Annotated in this window: 18 protein-coding genes; 9 read left to right on the top strand and 9 right to left on the bottom strand. The window is 49.0% G+C overall.

The window, feature by feature from the left end:
• Positions 1-115: 115 nt before the first annotated feature.
• Both AC2D8L_RS03085 and AC2D8L_RS03080 read right to left on the bottom strand, forming a co-directional pair.
• A complete protein-coding gene (locus tag AC2D8L_RS03085; protein ID WP_484683990.1) occupies positions 116-976 on the bottom strand; it encodes a transglycosylase SLT domain-containing protein in 861 nt (286 codons plus the stop codon).
• 62 nt (positions 977-1,038) lie between these two features.
• A complete protein-coding gene (locus AC2D8L_RS03080; protein WP_484683989.1) occupies positions 1,039-1,617 on the bottom strand; it encodes a nitroreductase family protein in 579 nt (192 codons plus the stop codon).
• A gap of 146 nt (positions 1,618-1,763) precedes the next feature.
• On the opposite strand from AC2D8L_RS03080, the gene AC2D8L_RS03075 reads away from it, so the two are divergent.
• Together AC2D8L_RS03075 and AC2D8L_RS03070 are read left to right on the top strand one after the other, a co-directional pair.
• A complete protein-coding gene (locus tag AC2D8L_RS03075) occupies positions 1,764-2,750 on the top strand; it encodes a hypothetical protein (RefSeq protein WP_484683988.1) in 987 nt (328 codons plus the stop codon).
• 48 nt (positions 2,751-2,798) lie between these two features.
• Positions 2,799-3,308, top strand: a complete 510-nt coding sequence (locus AC2D8L_RS03070; RefSeq protein WP_484683987.1) for a hypothetical protein — start codon at positions 2,799-2,801, stop codon at positions 3,306-3,308.
• Between the two features lie 23 nt (positions 3,309-3,331).
• Here the strand turns inward: AC2D8L_RS03070 and thrS are convergent, their stop codons facing one another.
• From thrS to AC2D8L_RS03055, 3 genes are all read right to left on the bottom strand, one after another.
• Positions 3,332-5,290: a threonine--tRNA ligase gene (gene thrS / locus AC2D8L_RS03065; protein WP_484683986.1), complete on the bottom strand. Its 1,959-nt coding sequence runs from the start codon at positions 5,288-5,290 to the stop codon at positions 3,332-3,334.
• A gap of 87 nt (positions 5,291-5,377) precedes the next feature.
• A complete protein-coding gene (gene yidD, locus AC2D8L_RS03060; RefSeq protein ID WP_484683985.1) occupies positions 5,378-5,680 on the bottom strand; it encodes a membrane protein insertion efficiency factor YidD in 303 nt (100 codons plus the stop codon).
• Positions 5,680-6,129, bottom strand: a complete 450-nt coding sequence (locus AC2D8L_RS03055) for an iron-sulfur cluster assembly scaffold protein (protein WP_484683984.1) — start codon at positions 6,127-6,129, stop codon at positions 5,680-5,682. Before AC2D8L_RS03055 ends, yidD begins: the two co-directional genes overlap by 1 nt.
• Before the next feature lie 200 nt (positions 6,130-6,329).
• Here AC2D8L_RS03055 and folE point away from each other — a divergent pair, with 200 nt between their 5' ends.
• Both folE and hisI read left to right on the top strand, forming a co-directional pair.
• On the top strand, positions 6,330-6,959 hold the full coding sequence (folE, locus tag AC2D8L_RS03050; RefSeq protein WP_484683983.1) for a GTP cyclohydrolase I FolE: 630 nt from the start codon (positions 6,330-6,332) through the stop codon (positions 6,957-6,959).
• A gap of 45 nt (positions 6,960-7,004) precedes the next feature.
• Positions 7,005-7,454 (top strand): phosphoribosyl-AMP cyclohydrolase, encoded by a 450-nt coding sequence (gene hisI / locus AC2D8L_RS03045; protein WP_484683982.1) that lies wholly within the window; start codon positions 7,005-7,007, stop codon positions 7,452-7,454.
• A gap of 4 nt (positions 7,455-7,458) precedes the next feature.
• Here the strand turns inward: hisI and AC2D8L_RS03040 are convergent, their stop codons facing one another.
• The gene (locus AC2D8L_RS03040; RefSeq protein ID WP_484683981.1) at positions 7,459-8,196 is read right to left on the bottom strand and encodes a rhomboid family intramembrane serine protease; all 738 of its coding nucleotides are present in this window, start codon (positions 8,194-8,196) and stop codon (positions 7,459-7,461) included.
• Positions 8,197-8,332: 136 nt separating this feature from the next.
• On the opposite strand from AC2D8L_RS03040, the gene AC2D8L_RS03035 reads away from it, so the two are divergent.
• From AC2D8L_RS03035 to AC2D8L_RS03020, 4 genes are all read left to right on the top strand, one after another.
• Complete coding sequence (locus tag AC2D8L_RS03035) at positions 8,333-9,058, top strand: PAS domain-containing protein (protein ID WP_484683980.1); 726 nt, start codon at positions 8,333-8,335, stop codon at positions 9,056-9,058.
• Positions 9,059-9,138: 80 nt separating this feature from the next.
• The gene (locus AC2D8L_RS03030) at positions 9,139-9,765 is read left to right on the top strand and encodes a PilZ domain-containing protein (RefSeq protein ID WP_484683979.1); all 627 of its coding nucleotides are present in this window, start codon (positions 9,139-9,141) and stop codon (positions 9,763-9,765) included.
• A gap of 185 nt (positions 9,766-9,950) precedes the next feature.
• A complete protein-coding gene (locus AC2D8L_RS03025) occupies positions 9,951-10,565 on the top strand; it encodes a transglutaminase-like cysteine peptidase (RefSeq protein WP_484683978.1) in 615 nt (204 codons plus the stop codon).
• Between the two features lie 152 nt (positions 10,566-10,717).
• Positions 10,718-11,215, top strand: a complete 498-nt coding sequence (locus AC2D8L_RS03020; protein ID WP_484683977.1) for a GNAT family N-acetyltransferase — start codon at positions 10,718-10,720, stop codon at positions 11,213-11,215.
• A gap of 26 nt (positions 11,216-11,241) precedes the next feature.
• Here the strand turns inward: AC2D8L_RS03020 and AC2D8L_RS03015 are convergent, their stop codons facing one another.
• Both AC2D8L_RS03015 and AC2D8L_RS03010 read right to left on the bottom strand, forming a co-directional pair.
• Entirely contained in the window at positions 11,242-11,763 is a 522-nt protein-coding gene (locus tag AC2D8L_RS03015) for a gamma carbonic anhydrase family protein (RefSeq protein WP_484683976.1), read from the bottom strand.
• Between the two features lie 3 nt (positions 11,764-11,766).
• Entirely contained in the window at positions 11,767-12,090 is a 324-nt protein-coding gene (locus tag AC2D8L_RS03010; protein WP_484683975.1) for a DUF6949 family protein, read from the bottom strand.
• A gap of 109 nt (positions 12,091-12,199) precedes the next feature.
• Between AC2D8L_RS03010 and AC2D8L_RS03005 the strand changes: the two genes are divergently transcribed.
• Entirely contained in the window at positions 12,200-12,859 is a 660-nt protein-coding gene (locus AC2D8L_RS03005) for a hypothetical protein (protein ID WP_484683974.1), read from the top strand.
• A 7-nt stretch (positions 12,860-12,866) separates the two neighbouring features.
• On the opposite strand, the gene AC2D8L_RS03000 is transcribed toward AC2D8L_RS03005, so the two are convergent.
• A complete protein-coding gene (locus AC2D8L_RS03000; protein WP_484683973.1) occupies positions 12,867-13,085 on the bottom strand; it encodes a DUF3126 family protein in 219 nt (72 codons plus the stop codon).
• Positions 13,086-13,171: the final 86 nt, after the last annotated feature.

Below are 13,171 nucleotides of genomic sequence, written 5' to 3'. Positions count from 1 at the left end.
GATACTCATGAAATCCAAGCACGTCAGCGAGCGCCTCTACACAACACTAAGAAAACTATGTATTGGAGCTTACGCGCGAAGGTTTAATGAAGCGTTCACCATAAATTGGATGTGCTTAGTTGTTGTAAAATCGGGAGAAAAATGATTGTGCCCGGGCCGCAACATCTTCTTCAATCACCTTGTCCTGCTCATTGATAGCTGTGGGGCCAAAGCGGCTTGGCAATGCATCGGATGACGTAGAGCGATAAAGAGATTCAAATGGCGTTGGCGGCTTAGTCGCGTTGCCAACTGAAAACGGTCCGGTTGGCGAAACAGCCATTTGCTGGGCTGCAAACGCTGCGGAACTTTGTGCGGGTTGAGAATTGCCGAGGTCGCGGTGTTTTGCGACAAGAACTTGGTAGACTTCTTTAATCGTCCGGGGTCGAGTGCCCTCATAAAAGATCGATTTGTTCGCTTTAGCTTGGGACGGAAATCGCTCCGCTGCGACCGCATTTGGCTGGCTCAACCCAAGGTCGAAGAACCTTTCTGCCCCACGCGCACCCATAAAGTGGGCTATATACAACTCACCCGGCGACGGCATCCGCCCAAATTTTTCCTGCAAATATTGTCCATTACGCCTTGTAAAGGCTGCTGCCAGATCAGCCGACATATCTGGATTTTCACGTAATGAAAGAATGCCAGCCTTCACCTTGGCATCCCGCACCACATAACCATCAACGGTGCGTTCAATCTTATCGGCAATTGAGCCGTAGCCAAGCTTTACGCCCTCTTCCTTGATCACTTCCAGCCACGTGCCTTCGATGAACTGAAAAAGCCCAACAGCGCTAGACGTCTTGGCTTTCGCCTCTGGGTTTAGCGAGCTCTCCCTGATGGCGGTTTGCAGCAAATAGTCGAAATCCACACCATTCTTGTCCCCGGCCTTGGATAAAGCTTGGGTTAGATGGGCGGGAACTTGAACCGGCTTTACACCAGACATTTGATTTCAACTCACATGAGATAGGCTAATCTTAACAAAGCATGAAGCTCGTTAAACAATTGTTAACCACGCCAATATTCCACAACATCTGCAATTGCCGGGCGCGGACGTTCCTGCGGTTTAACGGTTGGCGTCCCAATATGCACAAAACCGGCAAAATACTCGTCGTCCTGAGCGCCCAGAATTTTTGCTGCATCTTGATCAAAAGCAAACCATCTTGTCACCCAATGCCCAACAAACCCGAGCGCGTTGGCGCCATGCAAAAGATTGAAACATACACATGCAGCCGACAGTTCTTGTTCGATTTTAGGCACCTTGGCATGCAATTTCGCTGCCGCAACGACGCCAACGGTCAAAGGTGCAGGTAAGAATCGCTTGCGCTCTGCCTCCAAAAGTTCCTCTGGCGTGTCCGGATTGCGGCTAAACAACAGTTCCGCCAATTTTTCGCCTGCTTTGGCACGTTGTTCGCCAGCGATCACGACGAGCCGCCAAGGCACTATTTTACCGTGATCCGGCACACGCAGCGCAATTTCAAACAATTCCACCAATTGGCTTTCGCTCGGCCCAGGTTCTGACAAAAACGGCGCTGTGATGGACCGACGTGTCTTCAAATACTCAACAAGCTGACGATTTTCACTCATTTACCGCTTCAAACCTCTTACAATTTTGAAAAATTCAATTGTTTATGTCATAGGTTAGCCGCAAACTAAATCCAAACAGGGTTGAAATATGATTGTGAGTTGAACAACAGGCTCACTTTCAAGTTTTAATTGCAAGCGCGGCGCACATGAACAACAAATATTGGCGAGCAATCGGCCTATCGGCACTTCTTTTCGTTGCACCCAGCTACGCGCAAGAAAGCGCGCCTGTGCCACCGCCAAGGCCAGAAACCCTTGGCAATTCAAATAGTTCGACGCCAAACACGAATCAGAATGCGAACACGCCGCCCGATTCTAATGCAGCACCAGCGCCCGCACCAACGGGCACTCAAAATGCAAACCAACCCGCCGGCATCCCGCAGCCGGTCAATTTGAGCGCTCGCGTCGCAGAAGACGGGGCCTTCATTCCAAATGGACTTGAGTGGAGAATTTATTCCACAACACCAAACGAAGTTGGTGAGCTCGAACTATTAACCCGTTCGAGCGACGCAAACGCCAGTTTCAGCCTTGCGCCCGGATCATATATTGCACACGCCGCCTTTGGTCGCGCCCAGGCATCCGACACGATCACTGTGGTTGAAGGTCCAAACCAAATTGAGTTGATCTTAAATGCAGGTGGTTTGCAGCTAAACGCCGCGGTGACCGGCGATATTACAATTCCACGCCGATGGTTGCGCTTCACAATTTATGCTGACAGCCCTGATGGCGGACAACGCATTCTCGCGCAGTCGGTTGCACCCGGCAAAGTCCTTCACCTCAACTCTGGCACCTATAGCGTTGTTTCCCATTTTGGTGACGTGAATGCCACCGCCAAAGCTGACTTGCGGGTTGAGCCCGGCCAACTGACGTCCGCAACACTTTACCACAAAGCGGCCCTTGCTACCTTTAAGTTGGTGTCTGAACCGGGCGGCGAAGCCATTGCCGATGCGGAATGGACAATCAAACAACTGGACGGCAAGACAGTTTACCAGGAAAAAAACGCATTTCCTCAAACTGTGCTGGAGCAAGGCGAGTATATTTTGATCGCCAAATTAGGTTCGCGCGTATTTAACCGAGAGTTTGAAATTGTCGCCGGCCTTCCCCGCGAAATCGAAATGCTGGTGATTTCAAACTGATCCAATCTTCGTTGGGTCACGTACTCCCCCTAATTGGGAGATCATAGAATGAAAAAACTCACGCTTTTCGCTGCGCTACTATTCGGCTTACTTTCACTGTCCGCTCCAGCATTGGCCGGACAATTTCCTTCTGTCAGCGCGAAAAACCTCAATGATGTCAAAATGAATTTGCCCGCAGATTTCGGCGCGAGGCGGTCAATCATCATGGTTGCTTATTCGCAAAAACAGCAAGATGCGGTGAATACGTGGCTACCCTTCTTGCAAAAGGCCGCAAAAAAATCTGGCGTCAAATTCTATGAGGTTCCAGTGATCTCTTCAGGCTACAGCCTGATGAGTGGCTTTATCAACAACGGTATGCGCTCTGGCATTACCAACAAGGCCACCCGCGGAAAAACAATTACGCTTTTCACCAATGTGGGCAGATTTAACCGCCAATTGGGGATTAGCGGTACAGGCACAATCCATGCGGTCGTAATCGACCGTAATGGAAAAGTGCTTGAAACAGTAAGCGGCGCTTACTCGAAGGCAAAAGCCAACAAAATAAGCGCCGCTCTATAAGTTATCGACGTTCTACAAAATTGCTATCGTAGATCGGGAGGCGTTGCCTCTTTGACCAACATAGCAATCACGTCCTCGACGGGCATGACCTTTTGGCCTTGTTCCCCCAAGCGGCGAACGGAAACTGTACCTTCGTTTGCCTCGCGCTCGCCGAGGACAAGAATCGCAGGTACTTTTTTTGTCGAATGCTCACGCACTTTGTAGTTGATCTTCTCGTTGCGGAAATCAGTTTCAACCCGAATACCCGCCGCCTTCAGCTTCTCAACCACCTGCAGCGCCGCAGGATCAACATCAGAGATGATTGTGGCCACAACGGCTTGAACGGGAGACAACCACATCGGCATGCGTCCAGCATGGCTTTCAATCAAAATACCAATAAAGCGTTCCAACGTACCCAAAACAGCGCGGTGCAGCATTACTGGACGCTGGCGTTCACTGTTTTCGTCGATATAGGACGCGCCCAAACGCTCTGGAAGCACGAAATCCAACTGAAGCGTACCGCACTGCCAAGAACGGCCGATGGCATCCTTCAAGTGGAATTCCAGCTTAGGCCCATAAAATGCACCCTCGCCTTCAGCGATCTCAAACTCACGGCCAGTTGCCCGCAAAGCATCGCCGAGCCCTTTTTCAGCACGATCCCAGACCTCATCAGTGCCCGCACGCATTTCGGGGCGAGTGGCCAACAAGATTTTGACTTCAGTAAAGCCCATATCCTCATAAATCGAGTCGAGCAAAGCACAGAACGCTTCTGTCTCAGAGGTGACCTGATTTTCACGGCAGAAAATGTGTCCATCATCTTGGGTCATTTGGCGCACACGCATCAAACCATGCAAAGCACCGTGCGCTTCGTTCCGATGACAACACCCGAACTCTGCGTAACGAAGCGGCAGATCGCGATAGGACTTGATGCCCTGATTAAACACTTGGACGTGCGCTGGGCAGTTCATTGGTTTCAGCGCAAGAAGTTTGGCGTCTTGTTCAACTTCCAAATGATCAGAATCAGATGAGAATTCTAAATCCGGCACAACGAACATGTCCTCACGGAACTTACTCCAGTGACCCGACTGCTCCCACATTTTGCTGTCCATGAGTTGAGGCGTTTTGATCTCACCATAACCAGCATTGCCCACTTTGCGGCGAATATACTGCTCCATCTGATTGTAGATGGTGAAGCCTTTTGGATGCCAAAAAACAGAACCCTGCGCTTCTTCTTGAAGGTGGAACAGGTCTAACTCTTTGCCAAGCTTGCGGTGGTCGCGCTTTTCAGCCTCTTCAATCATATGAAGATATTCATCAAGCTGCTTCTGGTTCGCCCAAGCAGTGCCATAAATACGCGACAGCATCTTATTGTTGCTATCGCCGCGCCAATAGGCACCAGCCACTTTGGTCAGCTTAAACGCAGTGCCGATATCTTTTGTTGTGCGCATATGTGGCCCACGACAAACATCCATCCACTGGCCCTGCTTATAGATTTTTACATCTTCATCAGCAGCAATCGCGTCGATCAGCTCAACTTTATATTCTTCGCCCTTAGACTTGAATACACGCTTTGCTTCATCGCGGTCCCAAACTTCCTTGGTAAACTCAGCTCCACGCTCAATAATCTGACGCATTTTTTTTTCGATAGCGACAAAATCTTGCTCGGTGAAATGCTGATCGCGGGCAAAATCATAGTAGAACCCATTTTCAATTGATGGGCCAATTGTAACTTGCGTATCAGGCCATAATTCTTGCACAGCTTCCGCGAGCACGTGCGCGCAATCGTGCCGGATCAGTTCCAGCGCGTCGTCGCTGTCACGCATGACAAATTCAATCGCTCCATCGCGATCAAACGGCTGAGCTAAATCAACAATTTCGCCATCCACTTTCATCGCGACAGTTTTTTTCGCCAGCGATTTTGAAATGGAATTTACGATGGTGGTGCCGGTGGTACCTGCCGGATATTCTCGAACAGCACCATCAGGAAACGACACATTGACCATGATCTTTCTCCATTTCAAATCATTATCGCCACGCCAGCATTATTGCTGTGTGATCGGTCAGAAAAGTTGCTTTAACATGTTTTGCAATTATTTCCAGCGCCCAAATCGCCAAGGCGCGTACCAACGGCCATTTGAAGGCAATTTTTCTGGAATTGGATCATATCCGTCACTGCCGCCGGGCCGACATCGGTAAATCCGTGCCGCGCCCATCCAACCACCTGGCCAAAAACCGTGCTTTTTTATGGCGTCCAAAGTGAACTCGGAACAGGTTGGTGCATGTCTGCACGTGCGGCCCGTAAACGCCGAAAGACTATATCGATAGATCAGAATAAGCCCGATCGCTCCCCACCTAAATGGAAAGTCGATGATGCGGCCAATTATTTGTAACATCAAACCGCGCGCTCTTTTTGCTCTAGTTCATATTGATCAATCGCGTCCACCACCGCCTCAAACACCAACAATGTCGAAGTATGACGCGGCTTATAGTCTTTAACCGGCTCTAGATACTTCAAGTCTTCCCACTTGCCGGTTGGCGCAGGGCCATCTGCCTTCAGCATCGCCACCATCTGTGTTCGAACGGTGCGCAACTCATCAAGTGTGGAGCCAACAATATGCTGGGCAACAACTGAGGATGAGGTTTGACCAAGTGCGCATGCATTCACCTGATACGCATAATCAGTCACCGTGCCATTTTCAATTTTCAACTGCACATCAATAGCAGATCCACAAATGCGCGAAACGCGCCGCGCTGTGGCATCCGGCTCGGCAAGCGGCGTGGTTTGCGGCAAATTGCCGGCCAGCTCCAAAATTCTGTCGCTATAAATCTGATTAATGCTCATTGCGAATTCCTATTGACCAATTGGCTAGGCGCTTTGCCATCACAAAATTGGGAAGCACTTGTTAATTGCAATATCATCATTTTATATAGGATGAGAACAAAGAAACACCAATGCCCGGTAATTTCGTTTAGGCGTTACGAAGTTGAAAACCGTTCAGACGTTGCGTGAATTTTAATGGTCGACGCCATCAGGAGATGATTATGGATGCGACCACCAAACCACTAAAACCGACCATAATATCCAAAAACACCGAAAGCCGCCCTTCGCGCGAAGAGGCAGAGGCAGCGGTGCGCACACTTATTGCTTGGGCCGGAGACGACCCAAAACGCGAAGGCCTGCTGGATACACCGGGCCGGGTTGTGCGGGCATATGAAGAGCTGTTCGACGGCTACAATATGGATGCAGCCGACGCACTGAACCGCACATTTGATGAGGTTGGTGGTTATGACGATATCGTTTTCGTCCGCGACATACCTTTCTTCTCCCATTGCGAACATCACATGGTGCCCTTTGTCGGCAAGGCGCATATTGCTTATTTGCCCACAGACAGCGTTGTCGGCCTGTCAAAACTTGGCCGTGTCACCGATGTTTTTGCCAAACGCTTGCAAACCCAAGAAACACTGACCGCGCAGATTATCGATGCCATCAATGATGTGCTCAATCCACGCGGTGCAGCGGTAATGCTTGAAGCTGAGCACATGTGCATGTCTCTTCGTGGCGTCAAAAAGCATGGGGCTTCGACGATTACCCAGCGTTTCACTGGCGTTTTTGCTGAAGAACTATCCGAACAACAGCGCTTCTTTTCTCTGCTCAATATGGGCAAAAGCTAGCCACCCGTTGGCTTTCCGCTCATCCAGATAACTCACGGAACAATGATGGCCAATTTTGCACTCCAATCGAGCCTGTCCAAGTCTGAAATTGAAGACGGAGAAGTGTTTGCGCCTCGCTTTGATCAGAACGGTTTGATCCTCGCGGTTACCTGCGATGCAACTACAAATGAAGTGCTCATGGTTGCTTATATGAACGAAGAGGCAATCAGCCTAACGTTGGAAACCGGTTTTGTTCATTATTATTCGCGCTCGCGCCAGAGCCTTTGGAAAAAAGGCGAAAGCTCTGGTGAGCTGCAAGAGCTAGTCGAAATGCGCACGGACTGCGATCAGGATGTTTTGCAGGTTCTTGCCGTTCAAACCGGCACGGGAGCCGCTTGCCATACGGGCCGAAAATCATGCCTTTATCGCAAAGTTGTTGTTGAAGATGGCAAAGCAAAACTTGCCGATCTGAACATGCAGCCGCTGTTCGATCCCAAAAAGGTTTACTCCAAATAATCGGCTAGAATCCGCGTTGCTCCAACCACGCGACCATAAAGTAACCCGCAACAAATCCACCCAAATGCGCTTCCCAAGCTACTGCGCCAGCAACGCCCATGATGCCCGGAGCCAGACCGAACACAACGTTGAGCACAATCCAAAATGCAGCAAAGCTGAGTGATCGCTTGTTCTTAACCAATTCGATCAAACTCGCTAATTTTCGACCAATAACATGAACTTCGCCGGTCTCTGGATCGACCTTGGTTTGAACAGGTTGAAACATAAATCGGGTGGCCCCGCCAATAAAGGCAGACACCGCACCCGACGCGCCGATCAACACCGAAAATCCGCCTCCGGACATAGCGGTAAAAACGACTGCACCAACCGCCGAGCCGAAAAAGAACACCGCCACAAATCCAAGATTGCCATATCGGCGTGCAACCGGGCTGCCAAATACCGCCAACCACGCGATATTGAAGATCAGATGCTGCCATCCACTGTGCAAAAAAGCGTGAGAAAACAAAGAGTAATACTTAACCAGCTCACCACCACGAAACTCAGCCGGCAACATTTCACGGCGCGTGATATAGCCAAACTGCACGAACAGCTGATCATAGGCATCAGGGTCCAACATGATGGATGCGGCAAGGTGAATGAAGAACAGCAATCCAATCGTCGCCGTGACAATAATTGGCAGATTAAACGCTGGCGGCTGCCCTTGCGTTTTTTGTGAACTATTTTGGTCGGGTGGGAAATTCATATGCGCTCCTTATTTACCCTTATGCCCGTTCTTTTCACTTTTTTCCACAGCCGTTCCCGCCGTTAACCTTAATAAAGCTTTAAGGGCGATTTTTGTGTCCAAATAGGGCAAGTTGGCGAGGTAATTTTTTGGAAGCTTGGCTGAACTGAGCGTCGATGTAACGACGCCAGAATATTGGAATGCGGGGAATATGACTGACATGCAAATGCAAAGCACGCAGCGGTTGTACAATTACTGGAATGAATTGCGCGGCACGCGCAGCGCGCCCGAGCGTCGCGATGTGGATCCAACTAAGATCCGCAATGCGCTTGCAAACACTTTCATTTTGGAAGCCTCCCCTGATCATGACACATTCAATTTTCGTCTAGCCGGATCACATATTTGCTCGACCTATTGTCGTGAGCTGAAGAACCGATCATTTATCGACCTTTGGCATCGCCGCGACAAAGACGCGATTGAGACATTGATTAAAGCTGTAACTGACGATCACGCTGCGGCGCTCGTGACGTTTAACGGCACAAGCCAACACAATGCTCAGCTGACATTTGAAACAATTTTGCTGCCGCTTCGTCATAACGGTTCAACCAACAATAGAATTATTGGCTCCATCACAGCGTTTGAGGAGCCTTTGTGGTTTGGTACCCAGCCGATCATGGAGCAACGGGTAACCGGCCTTCGCCTCATCTGGCCTGATGACCATAAATCAGAATTCTCTGGGCGTGACCTCAGCGCGGACGTTGACTTTCATGACAGCGAAGATGTCATCGACATTCGCTCGAACTATGGTCAGTCATCAACGGTATTTGGTTTGAGCGCCCGACGCTATGCTCACCTTTCAGTGATTGATGGCGGCAAACAGTAATAAACTTGCTGGCCATTACAATCGGTTAACCACCCCAATGCTATCTTTGGCGACAATCAAATCAGGTCGGCAAAGCCTTTATGCAAACTGAAGCACTGAATACCGATTCGTTAGTACGAAGACCCCTGCTTAGTCAGGGTCAGTTTCAACGCGTCAAAGTATCGCTGCTTGGCCGCTACATGCTGGCAGACCGTCGCGAGTTCCCTTGCCAGATTGTGGAAATGTCACCGGGTGACGTCCACATAATTGCACCTGAGATGGGGAAAATCGGAGAGCGCGTAGTCGCCTATATCGACCATATCGGCCGAATTGAAGGCGAAATTACCGAAGAAATCGACGGTGGGTTTGCTGCTAGCGTGACGGCATCGCCAAGAAAACGCGAAAAATTCGCCGCACAACTTACCTGGTTTGCGAACAAAGATATTCTCAACCTCCCAGAAGACCGACGCCACGAGCGTCAGGTGCCCGATATTCGGCATTCACGTATCATTCTTGAAGACGGCCGTACTTATCGTTGCAAAATCATCGATATCTCGCTGTCCGGTGCGGCGGTTGATATTGATGTTAAGCCTGCCATGGGCACACCAATTACTTTGGGTCGCATGCGCGCACGTGTTGTTCGTCACTTTGATGACGGCATCGCGGTTGAGTTTTCGTCTGTCCAAGAAATATTCACCGTAGTTCAGGCAAACCTTAGATCTGAATAACTAGGCTCCACACGAGCAATCATCACATCGCCCGCATTTTCATGCGGGTTTTTTTGTGCGTGAGGATGACCCATGCTTAACAAGGCTTGAATCTAACCCTTTGTTTTTGAATAAAAGTCTGCCGTTTTATTTTTGAAGCCCGAAATTTCCAATCTCCATAGTGATCCTCGTCAGGGAGATTACAAATGGAAAAGTTCAAACGGGTACTTTGCAAATGGGCGATTGGCGCGACAGTGGTCGCAGCCAGTTTGTCGCCCGCATATGCAATTTCATCAAACGAAGCGTTCGTTGCCGAGGTAAGAGAAACATCCATTCCGATGGGGCACGCAGAATTCTGCAAAACACGCCCCAATGAGTGTGGTCAAAATGCCGAAATTGTTTCTTATGAGCAACTGACGCAGGCCAAATGGCAAACATTGTTGAACATCAATGCCAAGTTCAACGCTGAAATAAAGCCGATAAACGACATTGATCTCTACCAAACCGTGGAATTTTGGACCTATCCACGTGGGTATGGAGATTGTGAAGATTACGTATTGGCGAAACGCAAAGCCCTTATTCAAGCCGGATGGGCCCCAAGCACTCTGCTGGTAACAGTGGTGATGCAAAAATCCGGCGAAGGCCACGCTGTACTTACAGTTCGCACAGATCGCGGCGACCTGATTTTGGATAACCAGGAAGGGCTGATCAAAGTTTGGAGCGAAACGCCATACGACTACATAAAACGCCAATCGCAAGTCCACGCCGGGCGTTGGATGGAATTGGCTGACAACAGATCCATAACGTTAGCGAGCAACTAAACAACAATCATTTTCAAGACATTTCGGCCAAACTTCCAACCCTGACACCGGCCGAAACACAAAGGCCAGCTTTCCCCGAAGCTGGTCTTTGGCCTTTTTGGAATGTAGGCTGCAAAACCCAGCCCGACTCATCCATGATTTTGGAAAATTTGATGCAACCGACATTCAAAACAGAACGCCTTATCGTGCGCCCCCGCGTTAAAACCGATCTAGAAGCGTGCCTGGCGATGGACCGCGACCCGCTTGTAACTCAATATATTCCCGGCCCATGGCAAGAACCGGCCAAACACAAAGAATTTGTTCTGGCCAGAATGAACCAAACCTATCCAGAAGGCATGGGCTATTGGTCGGTTACCAACAAGGATCAGCGGGAAATATTTTTGGGGTGGATCATGTTAGTGCCCGGCGAATTCCAGAACGAAGGCGAGATTGGCTGGCGGTTCATCCGCGAAAGCTGGGGCTCAGGCTACGCAACAGAAGCAGCAGAACCAGTTTTACGCCACGCTCTTGAAACCTTGAAGTTGCCGAACGTTGTCGCAGAAATAGATGTTGAAAATCTTGGCTCTAGAAAGGTCGCGCAAAAACTCGGTTTGCGCATTTCAGATACAAGAAAAAGCGATCTTTTCCAGACAGTTTCATCAACTATCTGACTGCGAAAATGAGATAGGCGCCAAACTTATTTAACCGCCTTGAGCGCTTGCAAATATTGCTGCCCACGCTCGACATAATTCATCGCATGCGCAATTCGATCAGAAAATGTTGTCTCATCCAACGTTTTGCGAACTTTACCAGGCATGCCCAAGACCATCGAGAATGGCGGGATTTTCTGTCCCTCGGTCACAACCGCCCCAGCAGCAACGATTGAGCCACGGCCAATAACGCTACCATTCATGATGGTGGCACCCATACCAACAAGAACGCCCTCTTCCAACACGCATCCATGCAATATGGCGCGATGGCCGACCGTGCAATTGTCGCCGATAATGCAAGGAAAGCCGGGATCAGTATGCAGAACACTTAGATCTTGAACATTGGAATTCACGCCAACAACAATCGGCTCATTGTCGCCACGCAAAACAGAACCAAACCAGATATTGGCTTTTGATTTGACCACAACATTGCCGATTAGGTCGGCACTTTGTGCAACAAAAACATCATTTTCAAGTTGGGGTACGATCCCGTCAAATTCATACAGCATGCATTAAAAGCCTAAAACGCCCATGTAAAACCAAAGAACCCCAAGCCCAATGACGAAGCTCCAGCCAAACGCGATGAAGGCGGACAAGAGTGCTTGGCTAATTTGCATGCCGCCCGCACTGTCCCGGCTCCACCCCATATGCAACATGATGAAAGGGCCGCACACGAAACTCATCGACAAATGGGCGATGGTGACAAAAACATTGTCGCCATCAAATCGCAGGGCCGCTTGTTGCTTCCAAACAGATTGATAGAAATAAGTCGCAGTTCCCGCAAAAGCGATCCCTACCCCAATAATGTAAAGTGCTATCAAAAACTCGCTTGCCACTTCTATCCCCTGAAACGTTCGATATTTACCTTTTGTTAAACATATTTCTGCGTCTATCAATTGTCACGCACGACTCATGTAAATGGTTAACACGCCAAGCTGGAGAAAAATGCCCGAACAGCAACACCAAAAACCGCAAAATTCGTTGTTTTCCAACGTCTTAGGATTAATGGTGATTTTGGCATTGTTCGGAATATTGATTGTTTATGTCATTGAGTATTTTGAAAAAAATGCTGATGGCATTGATATTCAAGAGAATTCTGAAGTCTCATTCTCGATTGCTGCATCTGAATTGCACGCGCCTAAATCCTGGATACGCACCAGCATGGGCCCAGACCAAAGCGCTTTCAGCTCTGTTGATTTGCAAATTCCAATCCTGCTCAACAATGTCGAGCAGTTGATGAACGTGACATTGTTGCCAAGCTCCAAAGCTGTCCCCAGTGCCTATCTGCTGGACGCGCTATATATTCACAAATTCGATGAAGCTGCATCGCAGCAGTCGTTTGGACTGGTCATCAAGAAGCTGAAGAATGAAGCGGGATTTGAAGATGAGGAAATTTGGTACGACGCACTAAGCGCCCAACCATTTGTCGCCAAGTGTCTTCGCGAGGATCATTTAGATACGAATAGCAAAGACTGCATCACAACAATTTTGGTGAATAAGCGCGTGTCCGCGCTTATCAAATTCGAACGAAGCCTGCTGCCTCACTGGCGTCAATTTTCAGCAGTCGTCAGCGAACAACTGAAACTTCTGAATGCGCCGTCTTAAAATTGGCTTAGGAATATTCTTCTAGATCAATATCAAGAATTGCCATTTGGAAGTTGAATGAACGCTCACCTTCATCTTCATCCAAATACATAACACCAATAAACTCTTCGCCCAGATAAACCTCGGCAGAATCAGTCTTTTTTGGTCGTGCACGAACTTCAAACGCTGGATTACCAAATTTACCGCGTAGGTACTTCGTTAGATTTTCAATTTCTTCTTTTGTCATTTTGACCACCGCTTTTGGCATTAATTATGAGTGGCGAACCTACCAAGATCCCACCATCGCTCAACCGCTAGATTGGTTTTCCCCAT

It is taken from the genome of Maritalea sp. YIW29, assembly GCF_057219265.1.
Note: the sequence above shows the minus strand (reverse complement) of the source record. Positions and strands in the feature narration are given on the sequence as shown.

What these genes read in the sequence shown, in the direction of transcription:
- AC2D8L_RS03080 (WP_484683989.1), bottom strand. Translation starts at nt 1,617, where the DNA reads ATGAGTGAAAATCGTCAGCTTGTTGAGTATTTGAAGACACGTCGGTCC.
- AC2D8L_RS03015 (WP_484683976.1), bottom strand. Translation starts at nt 11,763, where the DNA reads ATGCTGTATGAATTTGACGGGATCGTACCCCAACTTGAAAATGATGTT.
- folE (WP_484683983.1), top strand. Translation starts at nt 6,330, where the DNA reads ATGGATGCGACCACCAAACCACTAAAACCGACCATAATATCCAAAAAC.
- AC2D8L_RS03055 (WP_484683984.1), bottom strand. Translation starts at nt 6,129, where the DNA reads ATGAGCATTAATCAGATTTATAGCGACAGAATTTTGGAGCTGGCCGGC.
- hisI (WP_484683982.1), top strand. Translation starts at nt 7,005, where the DNA reads ATGGCCAATTTTGCACTCCAATCGAGCCTGTCCAAGTCTGAAATTGAA.
- AC2D8L_RS03040 (WP_484683981.1), bottom strand. Translation starts at nt 8,196, where the DNA reads ATGAATTTCCCACCCGACCAAAATAGTTCACAAAAAACGCAAGGGCAG.
- AC2D8L_RS03075 (WP_484683988.1), top strand. Translation starts at nt 1,764, where the DNA reads ATGAACAACAAATATTGGCGAGCAATCGGCCTATCGGCACTTCTTTTC.
- thrS (WP_484683986.1), bottom strand. Translation starts at nt 5,290, where the DNA reads ATGGTCAATGTGTCGTTTCCTGATGGTGCTGTTCGAGAATATCCGGCA.
- yidD (WP_484683985.1), bottom strand. Translation starts at nt 5,680, where the DNA reads ATGTTACAAATAATTGGCCGCATCATCGACTTTCCATTTAGGTGGGGA.
- AC2D8L_RS03030 (WP_484683979.1), top strand. Translation starts at nt 9,139, where the DNA reads ATGCAAACTGAAGCACTGAATACCGATTCGTTAGTACGAAGACCCCTG.
- AC2D8L_RS03025 (WP_484683978.1), top strand. Translation starts at nt 9,951, where the DNA reads ATGGAAAAGTTCAAACGGGTACTTTGCAAATGGGCGATTGGCGCGACA.
- AC2D8L_RS03020 (WP_484683977.1), top strand. Translation starts at nt 10,718, where the DNA reads ATGCAACCGACATTCAAAACAGAACGCCTTATCGTGCGCCCCCGCGTT.
- AC2D8L_RS03070 (WP_484683987.1), top strand. Translation starts at nt 2,799, where the DNA reads ATGAAAAAACTCACGCTTTTCGCTGCGCTACTATTCGGCTTACTTTCA.
- AC2D8L_RS03085 (WP_484683990.1), bottom strand. Translation starts at nt 976, where the DNA reads ATGTCTGGTGTAAAGCCGGTTCAAGTTCCCGCCCATCTAACCCAAGCT.
- AC2D8L_RS03005 (WP_484683974.1), top strand. Translation starts at nt 12,200, where the DNA reads ATGCCCGAACAGCAACACCAAAAACCGCAAAATTCGTTGTTTTCCAAC.
- AC2D8L_RS03000 (WP_484683973.1), bottom strand. Translation starts at nt 13,085, where the DNA reads ATGACAAAAGAAGAAATTGAAAATCTAACGAAGTACCTACGCGGTAAA.